The sequence below is a fragment of the Herbaspirillum sp. Her4 genome (assembly GCF_057961335.1).
The window spans coordinates 989,299-1,006,324 of sequence record NZ_CM176330.1 but is presented as its reverse complement, the minus strand read 5'-3'; the positions used below and the strand labels follow the sequence as shown (position 1 = coordinate 1,006,324).

Genomic DNA, 17,026 nt, shown 5'->3' with positions numbered 1-17,026 from the left:
CATTCTACTCCATTTCAGCCGCCGATACTGGTTGAAAACACAGTATGGCCGGGCTTGCCGGGCCTCCATGCAATTTCCGCATAAGCATCCGCGTTCTCTGCAGCATGCGAAAAACAAGCAAGCACATGCGCAATGCTTCGTTCGGATTCCCCCCTCGCTTTGCTCTAATGAGACCCCTCGCGCGCGCCATTCGGCGCTGCCCGCACTATCCCTCAGGAGTGGTTCATGTCCGCGCACATCCTAGAAACCGTCCGCCGTCCCGGCCTGCGCCAGGCCCAGCGCATAACCAGTGAAGCGCAGGCGCTGCAGGTTGCCGTCGAGCTGGCCGCCGAGTTCGCGCAAAGCGCCGCCGAGCGCGACCGTGAGCGCATCCTGCCGTTCGACCAGATCGAACGCTTTTCGCACAGCGGCATGTGGGCCATCACCGTGCCGCGCTCCCATGGCGGCATCGGCGCATCATGGCAGACGGTGGCCGAGGTGTTTCGGTTGATCTCTGCGGCCGACCCTTCCATCGGCCAGATTCCGCAAAATCATTTCGGCAATCTCAACCTGATCGCCAAGCTCGCCAGCGAAGAGCAACAGCGCTTCTTCTTCAACGAGGTGCTCGAAGGCGCGCGACTGGGCAATGCCGGTCCCGAGCGCAACGGCAAGAACGTGCTCGACGTGCGTACCCGCGCGACCCTCGACACCGCAGCAGGTGATGGTAGCTACCTGCTCAATGGCACGCGTTTCTATTCCACCGGTGCGCTCTATGCGCACTGGATTCCCAGCCGCGCCATCGATGATGAGGGCCAGCCGCTGGTGGTCTACAGCCGCCACGATGCGCCGGGTCTGCGGGTGATCGATGACTGGTCCAGCTTCGGCCAGCGCACCACGGCCAGCGGTACGGTGGTGTTCGACAACGTGCGCGTGCCGGCGTCGCAGGTGCTGCCCCTGAAGGACGTGCTGCAGCAGCCCAACAACATCGGCCCGGTCTCGCAGCTGATCCAGGCCGCCATCGATGCTGGCATCGCCCATGCGGCCGTGCAGGACACCATCGCCTTCGTCACCACCCGTTCGCGTCCCTATGTGGACAGCGGCCTGGAGCGTGCCAGCGACGACCCCTACATCCTGCGCGACATCGGCAACCTGAGCCTGCGCCTGCATGCGGCCGAAGCGCTGCTGGAAGAGGCGGCCGCCGTGCTCGACAGCCTGCCCGCCAAGATCAGCTTCGAGCAGATGGCGCAAGCCTCGGTAGCCGTGGCCGAGGCCAAGGTGCTGTCCACCGAAGTGGCCCTGCTGGCCTCGGAAAAACTGTTCGAACTCTCCGGCTCGGCTGCGACCCTGGCGAGCCACAACCTCGACCGCCACTGGCGCAATGCGCGCGTGCACACGCTGCATGATCCGGTGCGCTGGAAATATTTTGCGGTCGGCAATTACGCCCTGAACGGCACGCCGCCGCCGCGCCACTCCTGGAGCTGATGCCCGGACCCTGCCTTCCCTCATTCGAACGCGAACCATCATGACCCAGACCGCTGCCGCCCAGGCCACCCACACCACGCTCGATTCCCTGCCGCCGCCGTCGGGCACGCCACCGCGCCTGGTGGCGCGCATCCGCGACGACGCCGAAGCCATCGCCGCCGCGCGCAAGCTGGCCGAGGACTTCAGCCGCGAAGCCGCGCTGCGCGACCGCGAGCGCAAGCTGCCCTGGGACGAGCTGGAACGCTACGTGCGTTCGGGCTTGTGGGGCATCACCGTGCCCAAGGAATACGGCGGTGCGGGTGTCAGCTACGGGACCTTGGCCGAAGTCATCGCTACCATCTCTGCGGCCGATGGTTCCATCGGACAGATTCCGCAAAACCATTTCTATGCGGTGGAACTGATCCGCGTCAACGGCAGCGAATCGCAGAAGCGTTTCTTCTTCGACCGGGTGCTGCAGGGCGACCGCTTCGGCAACGCCCTGGCCGAACTCGGCACCAAGACCTCGCATGACCGCAAGACCCGTCTGAGTCGCAACGAACATGGCCCCGGCTACCGCATCAACGGCCGCAAGTTCTACGCCACCGGCGCGCTCTATGCCGACTGGGTCCCGACCTCGGTGATCGATGAAGAGGGCGTGCAGCAACTGGCCATCGTGCCGCGCCATGCACCGGGCCTGACCATCATCGATGACTGGTCCGGCTTCGGCCAGCGCACCACCGGCAGCGGCAGTGCCGTATTCGAGAACGTCCATGTACCGGCCGATGCCGTGATCGGGTTTGCCACTGCCTTCTCGCGGCCCACGCAGATCGGCCCGATGGCGCAGATCCAGCACGCGGCCATCGATCTGGGCATTGCGCGCGCAGCTTATGCGGACCTGCTGCAATTCGTGCGCACCCGCTCGCGGCCCTGGGTTGACAGCGGTGTGGAACGCGCCGGCGACGATCCGCTCACCATTCGCGAAGTGGGCGACCTGACCATTCAACTGCACGCCGCCGAAGCACTGGTGCGCCGCGCCGGCCGCAAGGTCGATGCCGCCGCTGCCGCGCCCACGGAAGACAGCATCGCAGAGGCGTCCATTGCGGTGGCCGAGGCACGCGTGCTGACCACCGAAGTCTCGCTGGCGGTCGGCAGCAAACTGTTTGAGCTGGCCGGTTCGCAATCGACCCTGTCCGAACACAATCTCGACCGCCACTGGCGCAATGCCCGCACCCATACGCTGCATGATCCGGTGCGCTGGAAATATCACGCCATCGGCAATTACGTCCTGAATGGCAAGAAGCCGCCGCGTCACGGCGCGATCTGAGGAGCCCGCATGGCCAAGAAGGAAATCCGTCTCAACGCATTCAACATGAATTGCGTCAGCCACATCAACCACGGCCTGTGGACGCACCCGCGCGACCGCTCGCAGGACTACACCGACATCGCCTACTGGACCGACCTGGCGCGCCTGCTGGAACGCGGCAAGTTCGACGGCCTGTTCCTGGCCGATATCGTGGGCGTCTATGACGTTTACCAGGGCAATACCGATCTCACCCTGCGCGAGACCATCCAGCTGCCCGTGAACGACCCGCTGATGCTGGTCTCGGCGATGGCGGCAGTCACCGAACATCTGGGCTTTGGCGTCACTGCCAACCTGACCTATGAGGCCCCGTTCCTGTTTGCGCGCCGCATGTCCACGCTGGATCATTTAAGTCGTGGCCGCGTGGGCTGGAACATCGTCACCGGTTATCTCGACAGCGCCGCGCGCGCCATGGGCTTGCATGAACAGCTGGAACACGATCAGCGCTATGACCGCGCCGATGAATTCATGGAAGTGGTCTACAAGCTCTGGGAAGGCAGCTGGGAAGACGGTGCCGTGGTGCGTGACCGCGCGCGCCGCGTCTATGCTGACCCGGCCAAGGTGCACAAGATCGCGCATCACGGCGACTACTACCACGTCGAAGGCATCCACCTGAGCGAGCCGTCGCGCCAGCGCACGCCCGTGCTGTACCAGGCCGGTTCGTCCGGACGTGGACAGGCCTTCGGTGCACGCCATGCGGAATGCGTGTTCATCTCCAGCCAGAGTAAGGACGCCACGCGCAAGCTGGTGCAGAGCATTCGTGACGGGGCGGTGCGCGAGGGACGCGATCCGGACGCCATCAAGATCTTCATGGGCCTGACGGTGGTGACCGGCCGCACTGACGAGGAGGCCCAGGAGCGCTTCCGCGAATACGCCAGCTACGCCAGTCCCGAAGCGGGGCTCGCGCATTTCTCGGCGGGCACCGGCATCGATTTTTCTAAGTATGAGCTGGATGAACCGATCCGCGCGGCCAAGACCAATGCCATCGAATCGCTGACCAAGGTGGTCACGCAACCGGAGCTGAACTGGACCAAGCGCAAGCTGCTGCAACAGCTCGAACTGGGTGGCCGTTATGCCAGCATCGTGGGCGCGCCCGACCGCATCGCCGATGAACTGGAAAGCTGGGTCGCCGACACCGGCATCGACGGCTACAACCTGACCCGTACGGTCGCGCCGGAGAGTTTCGAAGACTTCGTGAACCTGGTCATTCCGGTCCTGCAGGAACGCGGTTCCTACAAGCGCGAATACGCCCAGGGAACTTTGCGTGAAAAACTTTTCCAGCGCGGTGCCACCTTGCCGCAAGAGCACGTGGGTGCGGGTTTCCGGGCGGGAGCGGCGGTCGAGCACGCCTGAAGAAAATCGCCTGGTGGCTGCGCGCAGGCACATGCGCGCAGCACATAAGCAAAGCGGAAATGATTCCTTCCGCACCGGTTGAGGGCTCGCTACATTGGCCTTTTTTCAACCGGGGAAAACAATGAAATCGATCGTCACCAACTGGCTTTCGCACCTTGCCATCGGCGTGCTGGCCAGCGCCAGCATCACGGCCCAGGCCGCCACCGACCAGGTGATTCGCGTGGGCGTGACCAGTGGTCCGCATGCGCAGATTTTCGAGCAGGCACGCCGCGTCTTCGAGCGTGACAATCCGGGCTACAAGGTCAAGATCATCGAGTTCAACGACTACATCCAGCCCAATGCGGCGCTGGACGCTGGCGAGCTCGATGCCAACAGCTACCAGCATCGTCCCTTCCTCAATGCGCAGATCAAGGCGCGCGGCTACAAGCTCTATGCCGAGGGCAAGACCATGATCGGGCCCATGGCGATCTATTCGCGCAAGTATCGCAAGCTGGAGGACGTGCCGGTGGGAGCAAAGATCGGCATTCCCAATGACCCGGCCAACGAGAGCCGCGTGCTGCTGCTGTTGCAGAAGCAGGGCCTCATCAAGCTGCGCGAGGGCATCGATCCGCTGACCGGCACCAATGCCACGCCCATCGACATTACCGAGAATCCGAAGAAGTGGAAGTTCGTCGAGATCGACGCCGCGCAATTGCCGCGCACGCTCGATGACCTGGATGCCTCGGCCATCAATGCCGACTATGCCTCCAAGGCCGGCTTCAATCCGGCGCGCGACAGCCTGCTCGTGGAAAGCGGCGACAGCCCCTATGCCTGCCTGATCGCCGTGCGCGACAAGGACCGTGCGCAGCCTTGGCTGGGCAAGCTGGTGCAGGCGTATCAGTCGCCGGAAGTGAAGCGGTATATCGAGACGGAGTTCAAAGGGGGGATTTTGGCGGCTTGGTGAGTGCGATCGTTATTGCCGGACGTTGATTTGTTTTGATGGCGCGGCAAAAGTTTTTGAAACGCATCGACCTCAAGAAAGCGGCCCTTATAGTGAAGTCCCGGCGCATGTCCGCATGCGCCCGGTTCAACGTTCACGAGAGGGAATCCGCTCATGTCATTTTTCCGCAAGCTTTGGCAGGATCTTAAAAACGGCGAAATGCACGCCGGTGCGCTGGTGGCCGAGCTTGGCACGATTGGGTTCGTTTTGCTGCTTCTGCTATTGGGCGGTGTCAAAAAACTCATCGAGACTTTCTGGCATTGAGCTCGCCGCACTTTTCTTTTCCACAGGGCTGCACGCCCTCATCAGGTTCACTTCGTTCGAGCAGGTAAAATGCTGGCTCCATTCACCGGAGCCAGCGTCGTCCATGCCGCCGGCCTCGACACGATATCCGAACCGAACATGAGCTACACCCCCAGCCGCCCCATGGGCTATGGCTGTCTGATCCTGAGCATGTCCCTGGTCGGCGCTTACGTCGCGCTGACCAAGCCGCTGGCGGCGCTGCTGCCGGTGTTCCTGCTGGCCTGGCTGCGCTTCGCCATCGGTGCGGTCGCCATGCTGCGCTGGCTGAAAAAACCGGCCGATGAAAAGCCGCTCTCCACGCAGTCGCGCTGGCTGGTCTTCCTCGAATCCTTCCTCGGCAATTTCCTCTTCACGCTGTGCATGATTACCGGCGTGTCGATGACCAATGCGGTCTCGGCGGGCGTGATCATGTCCTCTATCCCGGCGGTGGTGGCGGTGATGAGCTGGGTCTTCCTCAAGGAAAAAATCAGCCTGCGCGTCTGGGGCGCGGTGGCCTGCGGGGCCATCGGCATCGGCTTGCTGTCGCTGGCCAAGGACAGCCATGGCGCGGCCGCTGCCAGCGGCGGGCAGAGCGCCTGGCTCGGCAACGTGCTGGTGTTCTGCGCCGTGCTGTGCGAGGCCGCCTATGCCGTCATCGGCAAGAAGCTGACCACGGTCCTCACGCCCAAGCGCATCAGCGCCGTCATCAACCTGTGGGGCCTGCTGCTGATGACTCCCATGGGCTTGTACACCGCGCTGCAATTCAATTTCTCCACCGTGCCGGCCAACATCTGGCTGCTGCTGGTGTTCTATGCCCTGGCCGCCAGCGTCTGGACCGTGTGGCTTTGGATGACGGGATTGAAGGTGGTCCCGGCTGCGCGTGCCGGCGTCTTTACCGTGATGCTGCCGGTCTCGGCCGCGGTGGTCGGCGTGCTGGCCCTGGGTGAAAGCCTCTCGGCCCTGCAGGCCGGCGCCTTCGCCGTGGCCCTGGCCGGGATGTTCCTGGCCACGCTGCCTGGCCGCAATACTGCCGACAAGTTACCGCTGAACTGAGCGAGGAAAAAAATGAATCAAACCAAACGCCCCACCGGCAAACCACATTCCCCCGGCCCCAAGAAAGCCCCCCAGAGCCACGCCAAGCCAGCCGCGAAGGCGGGCCCCAAGCCTGCGCCCGCGGGCCCGGCACGCGACAAGCCCAAGACCCACGTCTCCACCGAAGCCGCCCGCCGTCGCCAGCACCAGGCGCATGCGGCTTCGCAGAGCCTGGATGAAGATGAACTGCGCGTGCAGCAGATGGTGGCGCTGGCCAGTGCGGTGGCCGCCGATGCGCCGGACCGCGCAGGCCGCCGCGTCGGCCAGGATGAACTGGAACGCATGGTGCGCAATACCCTGCGCGAGCGCGATGACGACACCCTCTACGAAGCGCTGGAACAGCTGCGCTACGACGATCCGCGCGGCCATGCTTTCCTGCGTGAAGTGGTGGAAGAGGGCGCCGACATCATCGTGCTGCGCCGGGGCGAGAAGGAACTGGAAATCAATGCCTTCCTGATCCCCCTGCTGGCGCGCACGCGCGGTGGCCTGCGCGAGGAGCAGGCCCTGGCCGATGGCGATGCCTTCGACACCCTGCGCGAGAGCATCCAGAAAGCCGGACTGGAAAGTCCCAAGGCGCGCGTGGTGCTGGTGCATCATCTCTATCATCCGGAAGAGATCAACGCCTTGAGCTTCAGTGAAGTGGAGGCCATGAATCGCGATGCCTTTGCCTCACTGACCGACAAGAAGATCCTGAGCGTACCGGCCATCGAGCGCAGCATGCGCGGCTGGCCGGCCAGCCATTTCGCGGCCGACGATGAGGCGCTGGAACTGCGCTTCCTGCTGGGCTTTTCGCTCAAGGAGGTGACTGATCCCTTCTATGCGATTCCACAGGAAGAAGCGGCCGCCGATGCCTACTTCGAATCGCGCGCGCAACGCTTCCGCCAGTGGAGCGAAGAGATCACGCCGCTGATGCAGCAATGCCTGACCGGGCAAACCGGCGAGGCGGCGCAATGCCAGTTGCACTTCCTGTACCAGGATCTGTTCCATGGCGCCAAGCACACAGGCAATGGCGAATACCGCACCCTGCAGATGCTCTCCGAACTGGAAGCCGGTCTGGCGCAATCCGCTGCACAGGCGGCAGAGGCGAGTGCCTACATCGCGCTGGTGGACGAGGACGACGAGACCACCCTGCAGGTCGTACTGCGCAATGCGCAAGCCACGCTGGCTCGCTCTGAACATCTGGTCGAGGGCGATCTGCAGGCGGTGCTGTTCGATGCCGCCGATGCGGTGGCCTCGCTGGGCGTGACGGCTGTGCGCCTGGCCGATGGCTTTGATGAGCACGGACAGCCGGTGCGTCCGCGCGATCTGCCGGCGGCCTGATCGGCGGCCTCAGTCCAGCAGCGCCTGCAGGCTGGTTCCTGCAGGCTGGCAGCGGAAAATCAGCTCTACCTGCATCGGACGCCAGCCACGGATGAGCTGGCGCAGGTCGGCCTGCATCTGCTGCTTGCCGCAGAAGGCGGTCGCCTTTTCACGGGCGGCCGAAGTCAGGGCCGGAATCGACATGGTGTAGCTCACCCCCGTGGCCGAGACCGTGTAGAGATCGCCGCGCCCGGCGCTGACTTCGCTGAAGTTGGCGCATCCGCCCAGGGCGGCTGCACCGAGACAGGCGGCCAGCAGGCGGCCGTTGTGGCGACGATGATGATGGTGACTGCGCATGAGATCCCCCTTGTACTCGTGACGCGTGCTGTCGGCAATTGCCCTGCGGCATCAACACGACAAGGCAAGCCTACGCGCGGCATGGCTGCCGTTGGGGGTGGCTTACCCGGTTTTACCCGGATGGCGTGGCTGTAAAAAAATCTTCAATGGCGTTCGAAAAATAGCGTGACCTGTCAATTTTCGTACAGGCGTGTCAGGGCGCTGGCTACTTCAAGTGCACGTAAATAATTTCCTGCCTGCTGGGAGCCAGGGCCATGTGGCTCCCCGTGCATGGCATTTGCCTGCGCGAGCGGCTGGCGGCTGGGCTAAAATCATCGACGCCGTCGGGCCAGGGCCGGGCGGCAGACCACGTGTGCCATGCTGCCGACCATAGCGCAGCGGTACCATCCGCCAAATCAGGGAGAACCGAGAATGACCAACCGTCGCAGTTTCATCACCGGCGTGGCCGGCCTTGCCGCCGCCACTGCCATCCCCAACGTCTTCGCCCAGGCCGCCGCTGCGACCGGCTCCACGGAACCGACCCTGGCCCGCGTGCAGCGGACCAAGACCCTGCGCATCGGTGCCGTGCGCGGTGCCGCACCGTACTACAACAAGGACCTGGCCAGCGGCGAGTGGGGCGGTTTCATGATCGATTTCGCCAAGAGCCTGGCGGCCAGCCTGAACGTGAAGCTGGACATCACCGAAACCACCTGGGGCAATTCGGTGCTGGACCTGCAGACGCACAAGATCGACCTGTTCTTCGGCATGAACCCGACTCCGGCGCGCCGCGAAGTGATCGGCTTTACCGAACCGCTGTTCCTGAACGCCTTCACGGTGGTCTCCAAGAAGGAGTTCAAGACCTGGGCCGACCTGAACAAGCCGGAAGTCAAAATCGCCGTGGACATCGGTTCCTCGCACGACCAGATGATCAGCCGCGTCTGTCCCAACGCCACCATCGTGCGCCTGGAAAAGGCGGACGACGCCACCCTGGCGCTGCAGACCGGCCGCGTCGATGCGCAGGTGCTGGTGTGGCTGCTGGCCCTGAACATCCTCAAGAAGAATCCTGCGCTGGGCAAGATGTACGTGCCGCAGCCGCTGGAAGCGACCTCCACCAACATCGGCGTACCCAAGGAAGAGGACAAGGCCTGGGTCGAGACCATCAACAAGTGGATCGCCGCCGAGCGCGCCGCCGGCAAGATCAAACCGACCGTGCTGGGCAATCTGCAGAAGCTCTCCGGGGTGAAGCCGGAGGATGTGCCGGCGCAGATTCCGCTCTGATGTCGGGCGGCCTGACCGGCCGCGCTGCAGACAAAGAAAACCCGCGCTGAAATGCCAGTGCGGGTTTTTTATTGGCGGGTCGGAGGGCGCTTGTGGGCAGACGTTTCAGTTGCCCAGCAAACGCATGCCGGCGGTTCTGGCGGCCTTGCGATCAAAGGTCAGCGTATCGCTGCATCCAGCCTGGTAGCCGCTGCGTTCGATCAGGCAATCCGCAAATCCTGCTGTCGATTCAGCAAAGCGGTGAAGCGCCTGCGATGCGCTTTCGGAATTTTCGACAACAATTTCAGGGGCCAGCAGGAGCTTCTCGATGATGCGCACCAATTGAGGCTTGCGCACCTTGTAGGCAGCATGCAGCACCCACACCAATTCTGCCAGGGCGATCTGGGACAGGAAGCCCGGCTGTTGCTCGTTCAGCGATTCGATCACTGCCGTCGCTTGGGCTGATTGCAGCGGATGGTCCTGGGCGAAGTAACGGGCCAGCACATTGGTGTCCAAGCCGATCATTGCGCGGCCCCGCCTCGCCGGGCAATGGCTTGCTCCATTTCCTCCAGGGACACGGGGCGCTGCTGCCGCACGCAGCCCTTGAGGGCCCGGATCGACCCTGAAGGGATGCCAGGCGTGGCTTGCGACCGGGGCTCGGGCGCGATGGCATTCTTGTTTTTCGCATGAGCCTTGGGCACGTGGGGAGCGATGGCAGCGGCGGGCACGGTGAACCTCCAGTCAGGGGAAAAAGGGAGAGCCGCGAAGTTGCCAGATGCCTTCCCCAATGTCGAGGTCATGACGATTTTTTGCCGGGAGGTCTCGATTTTTTGCGGAGCATCTTTCATGGCAGGTTGGATCGCCTCCGATGCAATTGCATCATTTGATTCGCTTGAGCTCGCTGGCATGGAGCACCACCTCCAGCAGGGTTTCCAGCTTGATCATGCGCTCGGTGAGGTTTTCGATCCGTATCTGTTGCTGACGCAGGGCTTCGCTTTGCCGGATCACCTTGTCCTCCAGCTTGATGACGGTCGCCAAGGCGCTCCAGATACGGCCGGTAATGCCGAACATCAGGCGCTCCTGGACCGGGCGGATGCGTCCAGCGCAGCCAGCCGTGCATTGCTGGCCTCGATGAAGGCCAGCGACGCATCGGCGCTGGCTCCGGCCCGTTCGGCTGCTTCCTGCGCCAGATTGGCCAGGGTGTCCAGCTCCTCTTCCCATTGCGCAGCCTCATAAGCCAGGGCACCGAGACACATCAGCTCCGAGATCTGCAGCCCCAGCTTGCGCGCCTTGGCCGCGATGATTTTCTCTTCTTGCGCGGTGGCTTCGACCACGATGGTTGCGACGGCAGCAGTACGCATGATGAACCTCCAGACAGGGAAAGGGGAGAACCGCGAACTTGCCTGATGCCCTGCCTGAAGTCGAGGCCATTGCAGATTTTTGCAGGAGGGTCTCGATTTTTTGCGGAGCATCTCTCGCACGCAGGTAGCGTCTTTCTGCAAGCCGGCATCATGAAGCAGAAAAATATTCGCTGACAATTTGCAAGCACAAGAACGCCGCTGCCGGGCTTTTGTCTTGCTGGCCGGGGCCTGTGAACCGCCCCTCATGCTCCGATCAGCGTCGACATGAGCCCCCCTTCGCGCCTTGAGACAAGCGTCTCACCATCCCCCGATGCTGCGCCGCAGGACAACTCGCCGCGCACGCTGTGCTACAACATCACCCATCGCTTCACCGTCGTTTGCGCCCTGATCCGCATTGATGCCGATGGATCCGCGCAGTGCCGTCCAGCCAGGAGCCCCCATGCCCTACGTTGCGAAAGTCAGCCATCTCGACCGCGTGCGCCGCCTGCTCGACGGCCAGCCCGATCCTGCCGCCAGTCCCTACCTGCAACGGCTGAGCTCGTCTTACCTGCGTTCGCTCGACCAGCACCATCTCGACCCGGCCGACATGCGCGGTCCGCGCGTGCTGAGTTCCGGCGAGCTGCGCCAGGTCCAGCAGGGCGAGGAAGATTTCCTGCGGGCATCAGGGCAGTGCCTGTCGGTGCTGCACCAGACCGTGCGCGAAGCCGATTACTGCGTGATGCTCACCAATGCCGGCGGCACCACCATCGACTATCGCGTGGACCGCGAGCGCCGGCATGATTTCAAGCGGGCCGGTCTCTATCTCGGTTCCTGCTGGTCCGAGAGCGAAGAGGGGACTTGCGGAGTGGCCGCCGTGCTGCAGGATGCCTTGCCGATCACGGTCCACAAGAGCGATCACTTCCGCGCCGCCTTCACCACGCTGACCTGCAGCGCTGCCCCCATCTTCTCGCCGTCGGGTGAGCTGATCGGCGTGCTCGATGCCTCGGCGATCCGCTCGCCCGATGCGCGCGACAGCCAGAATCTGGTCAACCGCATCGTCCAGCAAAGCGCCACCCTGATCGAGGATGGCTATTTCCTCAATGCCATGGCCTGCGCCTGGGTGCTGCTGGTCCATCGCAGCCGCCATTACGTGGAAGCGCAACCGGAAATCCTCATCGCCTTCGACGCCCTGGGCAACATCATCGCGGCCAATCGCCGCGCGCGCGAATGCATCGCGGGATTGCAGCAATTGCCGCGCCCCATGGGCGAGATCTTCGACCTGCAGTTCGAACGCCTGCTCGACAGCCGCGCCCTGCAAGGCTTGCATCTGCTGCGCCTGCATGGCGGCAGCACGCTCTATGGCCGCGTACGCGCACCCGTCTCGCGTGCGGTGCGTCCGGCCCGTGCCCATGCGGCGGCGACGCCGGTGGCCACAAGCAGCGAGAGCCCCGCCATCGAAGCCGATGAACGCCAGGAGCGCGACCAGATCGTCGCCGCCCTGACCGAATGCAAATGGCGTGCGCCGCACGCCGCCCAGTTGCTGGGCATGTCACGCGCCACGCTGTACCGGCGCATGGCGCGCTACCGCATCCTGCCGCCGCATCGACGTTAGCGCGGCAGGCTTCACCCAGGCGGTCACAGAACCGCCACCCCCATCCAACCACGAGATCTATTGTCGAGATAGAGGAGACTTGTCATGCCCGAAGAAACCCCCAGCCAGACCATCGCGCACATGCTGGAGACCCTGCAGGCCGCCCTGCGCGAAGGCAATGCCGCCAAGGCCGCCGCCCTGTTCGGGGAGGACGGCTACTGGCGCGATCTGATTGCCTTCACCTGGAACATCAAGACCCTGGAAGGCCGCGACCAGATCTGCGCCATGCTGCAATCGCAGCTGCCGCAGCTGGGATCGATACAGCTGCGTCCCGATCCCGATGAGACGCCCTCGCAAGCCGATGGCGTAACCCAGGGCTGGATCCTGCTGGAGACCGCCGTCGCCCGCGGCAAGGGCTACCTGCGCCTGCGCGACGGCAAGATCTGGACCCTGCTGACCACCGCCGCCGAACTGAAGGGCCACGAAGAACCCAAGGGCGTGAACCGCCCGCGCGGGGCGGTGCATGGCGTGCATACGCAGCGCCGTACCTGGAAGGAAGAACGCGAAGCGGAGGCGCGTGAACTGGGCTACCAGCAGCAACCGTATTGCCTCATCATCGGCGGCGGGCAGGGGGGCATTGCGCTGGGTGCGCGGCTGCGCCAGCTGGGTGTGCCGACCATCATCATCGAACGCAACGAGCGCGCCGGTGACAGCTGGCGCAAGCGCTACAAGTCGCTGTGCCTGCATGATCCGGTGTGGTACGACCATCTGCCCTACATTCCCTTCCCCGAGAACTGGCCGGTCTTCGCGCCCAAGGACAAGATCGGTGACTGGCTGGAGATGTACGCCAAGGTGATGGAACTGAACTACTGGGGCTCCACCGTCTGCAAGTCCGCCAGCTTCGACGAGGCCACGCAGAAGTGGACCGTGGTGGTCGAGCGCGAAGGTAAGGAAGTCGTGCTGCAGCCGACCCAACTGGTGCTGGCCACCGGCATGTCGGGCAAGCCCAATGTGCCGCAGTTTCCCGGAGCGGAAAACTTCCGGGGCGATCAGCATCACTCCTCGCGCCATCCCGGTCCCGATCCTTATCGCGGCAAGAAGGTGGTGGTGGTCGGCTCCAACAATTCGGCGCACGACATCTGCGCGGCGCTCTGGGAGAACGGCGTGGACGTGACCATGCTGCAGCGGTCCTCCACCCACATCGTCAAGTCCGATTCCCTGATGGAACTGGCCCTCGGCGATCTCTATTCCGAACGCGCAGTGGCCAGCGGCCTCACCACCGCCAAGGCCGACCTGCTGTTTGCGTCGATCCCCTACAAGGTCTTGCCGTCGATGCAGAAGCAGGTGTTCGACAAGATCCGCGAACGCGATGCGGATTTCTATCGGCGTCTCGAAGAGGCCGGTTTCCTGCTCGATTTCGGCGATGACGATTCCGGCCTGTTCATGAAATACCTGCGGCGCGGCTCCGGCTACTACATCGACGTGGGTGCCTCCGAGCTGATCGCCGAAGGCAAGATCCGCCTCAGGAGCGGGGTCGACGTCAAGGAGATCCGCGCACACTCCATCCTGCTCTCCGATGGCAGCGAATTGCCGGCCGACGTGATCGTCTATGCCACCGGTTACGGTTCCATGAATGGCTGGGCCGCCGACCTGATCTCGCACGAGGTGGCCGACAAGGTCGGCAAGTGCTGGGGCCTGGGATCGGCCACCACCAAGGATCCGGGACCGTGGGAAGGCGAACAGCGCAACATGTGGAAGCCCACGCAGCAGCCAGCCCTGTGGTTCCATGGCGGCAACCTGCACCAGTCGCGCCATTACTCGCTGTATCTGGCGCTGCAGCTGAAGGCGCGCATGGAGGGTATTCCGACACCGGTGTATGGCCTGCAGGAGGTGCATCATCTCCGATAAGGCCCGCGCCTGAGACCGGCAAGGGCAGATGAAAAAAATGGCGCACAGAGAAATCTGCGCGCCATTTTTTCGTCCGGCTGAAAAGCTGCTGTCAGCGTGGTTTCGATGCCATCTCCATCACTCCCGGTCAGGCATTGAAGCGGGCCAGGAAAGCCTGCGTTGCCGCCTCGCGCGGATTGTCGATCACCTGCGACGGCGGTCCGGCTTCCACCACCACGCCATCGCGCATGAATACCACTTGGTCCGCCACTTCACGGGCGAAGGCGATCTCGTGCGTGACCAGGATCATGGTCATGCCATCGGCGGCCAGGCCACGAATCACGTTGAGCACTTCACCGACCAGCTCCGGGTCCAGCGCCGAGGTCGCTTCATCGAACAGCATCACGTCCGGCTGCATGGCCAGCGCGCGGGCGATGGCGATGCGCTGCTTCTGGCCACCGGAGAGCTTCTGCGGATACATGTCGGCACGGTCCGACAGGCCCACCTTCTGCAACAGCGCCATGGCCTTGGCGCGCGCTTCGGCCTTGGGCGTGCGCAGCACGGTGACCATGCCTTCCATCACGTTTTCCACCGCCGTCATGTGCGGGAACAGGTTGAAGTGCTGGAACACCATGCCGGTGCGCACCCGGAAGGCGGCCAGCTCGCGGTCCTTGGGCAGGCGCGACTTGCGGCCGTTGAATTCGAAGTGGCGCTCGCCGATGCGTACCGTGCCCAGGTCCGGCACGGTCAGCAGGTTCAGGCAGCGCAGCAGCGTCGACTTGCCCGAGCCCGAGGGGCCGATCATGGCCACCACGCTGCCACGGGGCACGGCGATGGAAATGTCCTTGAGCACCACGTGCTCGCCAAAGGCCTTCTTGAGATTGCTGATCTGGATCATCGCGTCCGAGTGTTGGTTGTTCATCGTCTTCTCCTCAACCATGCTGGACCGACAGGCGGTTTTCCAGGCGCTTGGCCCAGATGGTGGCCGGCAGCAGGATCACGAAGTAGATGATCGCCACCAGGGTGTAGATTTCCAGCGGACGATAGGTTTCGTGGGCGATGATCTGGCCCTGGTACAGCAGGTCGGGCACGGCCAGCACCGACAGCAGCGAGGTGTTCTTGAGCTGCATGATGGACTGGTTCACCAGCGGTGGCGTCATGCGTTTGAAGGCCTGCGGCAGGATCACGCGCTTCATCAGCTGGAAACGCGTCATGCCCAGTGCCCAGCCCGCTTCGGACTGGCCGACATCGATGGAGACGATGCCGCCGCGAATGATCTCGGAATAGAACGCACCGCCATACAGCGCCAGCGACAGCATGGCCGCCGTGCCCGCCGACATCTCGATGCCCAGCAGCACCGGCAGCGCATAGTAGAACCACACCAGCTGTACCAGCACCGGCGTGCAGCGGAACACTTCGACGAAGGCGCGCAGCGGGCCGGAAATGAAGGGGTTCGACGACAGCCGGCCGAGGCCCACCACCAGACCGACCAGCAGGCCGAGCGCGATACAGGCCACGGTGTAGGAGAGGGTATAGACGAAGCCGATTCCGATGATGCTCCTGAATTGCCAGAGCGAGCCGAAGTCCCATTGATACATCTGCGATTTTCCTTGGTTGCCAATTGCATGAGCCCGGGGAGGGCAGGGTGTGCAGCGCAGGCACGAACCATGCCCTATCCCTCCGGGGCAGTTGTGCGCCGGGTACCGGGAGGAGGGAGGACGTGGGAAGAACTGCCCGCGCATGGATTGCAGGCGACCGCAACCGACGCTGCGGCGTGCCGCGAACCCGGCCATTGTAAAGGAGAACGCCTGGAGCACGAACTGAACAAAACGTCTCATCATGCGCCGGGAACCCCCGTAGATGCGGGCTTTGGCTAAAATGACGGGATTGCGCAAGTGAAGTGTTATGCCAAATTCCCGGTCAGCGGGAACGTGCTGTTTCACCTTTTGGATCATGAACCCGTCCCCTTTTTCTTCCATTCCTGCTGCCAGTTCTCCCCTTTCTGTGCGTGTCATCCTCATCACCGGTGCCGCGCGCGGCATCGGCGCGGCGGTGGCCACCACCGTGGCGGCACCCGATGTCGCCCTGGTCCTGCATGCCCGCAGCGAATCGCCGGAGTTGCAGGCGGTGGCGCAGCAATGCCGCGCGCAGGGCGCGCAGTGCACGCTGGCGCTGGGCGACCTGGCTGATGCGCACACCGCAGCGCAGTTGCGTGACGCTGCGCTGACGCACTACGGAAGGCTCGATGCGCTCGTGGCCAATGCCGGCTTTGCCGATCGCAAGCGCATTGGCGAACTCGATGAGGCGGACTGGTCGCGTTCGCTCGATGCGCTCCTGGGCGGCTTTTTCCGCTTGATCACGGCTTGCCGCGAGCCGCTACAGGCCAGCGGTCAGGGCCGTGTGGTGGCGGTGAGCTCCTTCGTGGCCCACGTGTTCCGCCTGGGGGAATCGGGCTTTCCCGCATCGGCGGCGGCCAAGGCGGGCATCGAGGCCCTGGTGAAATCGCTGGCGGTGCAGGTGGCCGCGGCCGGGGTGACGGTCAACGCGGTGGCGCCCGGCTACGTTCAGAAAAGCGACCCGGCCAAGTCGGCCATCGACCCGGCCGCCTGGCAGGCGGCGCTGGCGCGTATCCCGCTGCAGCGCCTGGGACAGCCGCAGGAGATCGCCAATGTGATCGCTTTCCTCCTCAGTCCGGCGGCTTCCTACGTCACCGGACAGGTGTGGCACGTGGATGGCGGACTCACCCTGTAATGCAAAAATGGTTTAAATCGTTTAAATCATTTATATCATTAGCTCCATTAACATCATTT

18 protein-coding genes are annotated in these 17,026 nt (G+C 63.7%); 11 read left to right on the top strand and 7 right to left on the bottom strand.

Annotation, left to right across the window (positions count from 1 at the left end; translation table 11 throughout):
- Positions 1 to 225 precede the first annotated feature (225 nt).
- The 7 genes from ACWFUC_RS04640 (at position 226) to ACWFUC_RS04610 (ending at position 7,826) form a co-directional block, all read left to right on the top strand.
- On the top strand, positions 226 to 1,461 hold the full coding sequence (locus ACWFUC_RS04640; protein ID WP_489624234.1) for an SfnB family sulfur acquisition oxidoreductase: 1,236 nt from the start codon (positions 226 to 228) through the stop codon (positions 1,459 to 1,461).
- A gap of 40 nt (positions 1,462 to 1,501) precedes the next feature.
- Positions 1,502 to 2,764, top strand: a complete 1,263-nt coding sequence (locus ACWFUC_RS04635) for an SfnB family sulfur acquisition oxidoreductase (protein WP_489637455.1) — start codon at positions 1,502 to 1,504, stop codon at positions 2,762 to 2,764.
- 9 nt (positions 2,765 to 2,773) lie between these two features.
- Positions 2,774 to 4,153 carry an LLM class flavin-dependent oxidoreductase gene (locus ACWFUC_RS04630; protein WP_134137695.1) on the top strand — a complete coding sequence of 460 codons (1,380 nt, stop codon included), beginning with the start codon at positions 2,774 to 2,776 and terminating at the stop codon, positions 4,151 to 4,153.
- Positions 4,154 to 4,274: 121 nt separating this feature from the next.
- On the top strand, positions 4,275 to 5,096 hold the full coding sequence (locus tag ACWFUC_RS04625; RefSeq protein WP_343725892.1) for a MetQ/NlpA family ABC transporter substrate-binding protein: 822 nt from the start codon (positions 4,275 to 4,277) through the stop codon (positions 5,094 to 5,096).
- A gap of 150 nt (positions 5,097 to 5,246) precedes the next feature.
- A complete protein-coding gene (locus ACWFUC_RS04620; RefSeq protein ID WP_166675115.1) occupies positions 5,247 to 5,396 on the top strand; it encodes a hypothetical protein in 150 nt (49 codons plus the stop codon).
- 138 nt (positions 5,397 to 5,534) lie between these two features.
- Positions 5,535 to 6,467, top strand: a complete 933-nt coding sequence (locus tag ACWFUC_RS04615; RefSeq protein WP_121037538.1) for a DMT family transporter — start codon at positions 5,535 to 5,537, stop codon at positions 6,465 to 6,467.
- A gap of 12 nt (positions 6,468 to 6,479) precedes the next feature.
- Positions 6,480 to 7,826: a DUF2863 family protein gene (locus tag ACWFUC_RS04610; protein WP_489624233.1), complete on the top strand. Its 1,347-nt coding sequence runs from the start codon at positions 6,480 to 6,482 to the stop codon at positions 7,824 to 7,826.
- 9 nt (positions 7,827 to 7,835) lie between these two features.
- Here the strand turns inward: ACWFUC_RS04610 and ACWFUC_RS04605 are convergent, their stop codons facing one another.
- The gene (locus tag ACWFUC_RS04605; protein ID WP_489624232.1) at positions 7,836 to 8,162 is read right to left on the bottom strand and encodes a hypothetical protein; all 327 of its coding nucleotides are present in this window, start codon (positions 8,160 to 8,162) and stop codon (positions 7,836 to 7,838) included.
- 411 nt (positions 8,163 to 8,573) lie between these two features.
- On the opposite strand from ACWFUC_RS04605, the gene ACWFUC_RS04600 reads away from it, so the two are divergent.
- A complete protein-coding gene (locus ACWFUC_RS04600; RefSeq protein ID WP_039790280.1) occupies positions 8,574 to 9,419 on the top strand; it encodes a transporter substrate-binding domain-containing protein in 846 nt (281 codons plus the stop codon).
- A 105-nt stretch (positions 9,420 to 9,524) separates the two neighbouring features.
- Here ACWFUC_RS04600 and ACWFUC_RS04595 read toward each other — a convergent pair whose 3' ends face one another.
- From ACWFUC_RS04595 to ACWFUC_RS04580, 4 genes are read right to left on the bottom strand one after another with little or no spacing between them, the layout of a single operon-like run.
- Positions 9,525 to 9,923, bottom strand: coding sequence for a type II toxin-antitoxin system VapC family toxin (locus ACWFUC_RS04595; protein ID WP_489624231.1), 399 nt, complete (start codon positions 9,921 to 9,923; stop codon positions 9,525 to 9,527).
- Positions 9,920 to 10,246: a hypothetical protein gene (locus ACWFUC_RS04590; protein ID WP_489624230.1), complete on the bottom strand. Its 327-nt coding sequence runs from the start codon at positions 10,244 to 10,246 to the stop codon at positions 9,920 to 9,922. Before ACWFUC_RS04590 ends, ACWFUC_RS04595 begins: the two co-directional genes overlap by 4 nt.
- Positions 10,247 to 10,277: 31 nt before the next feature.
- A complete protein-coding gene (locus tag ACWFUC_RS04585; RefSeq protein ID WP_489624229.1) occupies positions 10,278 to 10,469 on the bottom strand; it encodes a hypothetical protein in 192 nt (63 codons plus the stop codon).
- The gene (locus tag ACWFUC_RS04580; RefSeq protein ID WP_489624228.1) at positions 10,469 to 10,759 is read right to left on the bottom strand and encodes a hypothetical protein; all 291 of its coding nucleotides are present in this window, start codon (positions 10,757 to 10,759) and stop codon (positions 10,469 to 10,471) included. The genes ACWFUC_RS04585 and ACWFUC_RS04580 overlap by 1 nt, the downstream gene beginning before the upstream one ends.
- Positions 10,760 to 11,198: 439 nt before the next feature.
- On the opposite strand from ACWFUC_RS04580, the gene ACWFUC_RS04575 reads away from it, so the two are divergent.
- Together ACWFUC_RS04575 and ACWFUC_RS04570 are read left to right on the top strand one after the other, a co-directional pair.
- Positions 11,199 to 12,350, top strand: coding sequence for a sigma-54-dependent Fis family transcriptional regulator (locus tag ACWFUC_RS04575; protein ID WP_489624227.1), 1,152 nt, complete (start codon positions 11,199 to 11,201; stop codon positions 12,348 to 12,350).
- A gap of 84 nt (positions 12,351 to 12,434) precedes the next feature.
- Positions 12,435 to 14,237: an NAD(P)-binding domain-containing protein gene (locus ACWFUC_RS04570; protein WP_489624226.1), complete on the top strand. Its 1,803-nt coding sequence runs from the start codon at positions 12,435 to 12,437 to the stop codon at positions 14,235 to 14,237.
- A gap of 127 nt (positions 14,238 to 14,364) precedes the next feature.
- Here the strand turns inward: ACWFUC_RS04570 and ACWFUC_RS04565 are convergent, their stop codons facing one another.
- A complete protein-coding gene (locus ACWFUC_RS04565; RefSeq protein WP_489637454.1) occupies positions 14,365 to 15,138 on the bottom strand; it encodes an amino acid ABC transporter ATP-binding protein in 774 nt (257 codons plus the stop codon).
- A gap of 10 nt (positions 15,139 to 15,148) precedes the next feature.
- Positions 15,149 to 15,814, bottom strand: coding sequence for an amino acid ABC transporter permease (locus ACWFUC_RS04560; protein WP_008333808.1), 666 nt, complete (start codon positions 15,812 to 15,814; stop codon positions 15,149 to 15,151).
- A 355-nt stretch (positions 15,815 to 16,169) separates the two neighbouring features.
- Between ACWFUC_RS04560 and ACWFUC_RS04555 the strand changes: the two genes are divergently transcribed.
- The gene (locus ACWFUC_RS04555; protein ID WP_121037504.1) at positions 16,170 to 16,967 is read left to right on the top strand and encodes an SDR family NAD(P)-dependent oxidoreductase; all 798 of its coding nucleotides are present in this window, start codon (positions 16,170 to 16,172) and stop codon (positions 16,965 to 16,967) included.
- The last annotated feature ends 59 nt before the right edge of the window (positions 16,968 to 17,026 follow it).

Coding starts and splice junctions, on each gene's coding strand:
- ACWFUC_RS04635 (WP_489637455.1), top strand. CDS start 1,502: ATGACCCAGACCGCTGCCGCCCAGGCCACCCACACCACGCTCGATTCC.
- ACWFUC_RS04565 (WP_489637454.1), bottom strand. CDS start 15,138: ATGAACAACCAACACTCGGACGCGATGATCCAGATCAGCAATCTCAAG.
- ACWFUC_RS04570 (WP_489624226.1), top strand. CDS start 12,435: ATGCCCGAAGAAACCCCCAGCCAGACCATCGCGCACATGCTGGAGACC.
- ACWFUC_RS04600 (WP_039790280.1), top strand. CDS start 8,574: ATGACCAACCGTCGCAGTTTCATCACCGGCGTGGCCGGCCTTGCCGCC.
- ACWFUC_RS04575 (WP_489624227.1), top strand. CDS start 11,199: ATGCCCTACGTTGCGAAAGTCAGCCATCTCGACCGCGTGCGCCGCCTG.
- ACWFUC_RS04560 (WP_008333808.1), bottom strand. CDS start 15,814: ATGTATCAATGGGACTTCGGCTCGCTCTGGCAATTCAGGAGCATCATC.
- ACWFUC_RS04620 (WP_166675115.1), top strand. CDS start 5,247: ATGTCATTTTTCCGCAAGCTTTGGCAGGATCTTAAAAACGGCGAAATG.
- ACWFUC_RS04590 (WP_489624230.1), bottom strand. CDS start 10,246: ATGAAAGATGCTCCGCAAAAAATCGAGACCTCCCGGCAAAAAATCGTC.
- ACWFUC_RS04605 (WP_489624232.1), bottom strand. CDS start 8,162: ATGCGCAGTCACCATCATCATCGTCGCCACAACGGCCGCCTGCTGGCC.
- ACWFUC_RS04585 (WP_489624229.1), bottom strand. CDS start 10,469: ATGTTCGGCATTACCGGCCGTATCTGGAGCGCCTTGGCGACCGTCATC.
- ACWFUC_RS04555 (WP_121037504.1), top strand. CDS start 16,170: ATGAACCCGTCCCCTTTTTCTTCCATTCCTGCTGCCAGTTCTCCCCTT.
- ACWFUC_RS04630 (WP_134137695.1), top strand. CDS start 2,774: ATGGCCAAGAAGGAAATCCGTCTCAACGCATTCAACATGAATTGCGTC.
- ACWFUC_RS04595 (WP_489624231.1), bottom strand. CDS start 9,923: ATGATCGGCTTGGACACCAATGTGCTGGCCCGTTACTTCGCCCAGGAC.
- ACWFUC_RS04610 (WP_489624233.1), top strand. CDS start 6,480: ATGAATCAAACCAAACGCCCCACCGGCAAACCACATTCCCCCGGCCCC.
- ACWFUC_RS04625 (WP_343725892.1), top strand. CDS start 4,275: ATGAAATCGATCGTCACCAACTGGCTTTCGCACCTTGCCATCGGCGTG.
- ACWFUC_RS04615 (WP_121037538.1), top strand. CDS start 5,535: ATGAGCTACACCCCCAGCCGCCCCATGGGCTATGGCTGTCTGATCCTG.
- ACWFUC_RS04640 (WP_489624234.1), top strand. CDS start 226: ATGTCCGCGCACATCCTAGAAACCGTCCGCCGTCCCGGCCTGCGCCAG.
- ACWFUC_RS04580 (WP_489624228.1), bottom strand. CDS start 10,759: ATGCGTACTGCTGCCGTCGCAACCATCGTGGTCGAAGCCACCGCGCAA.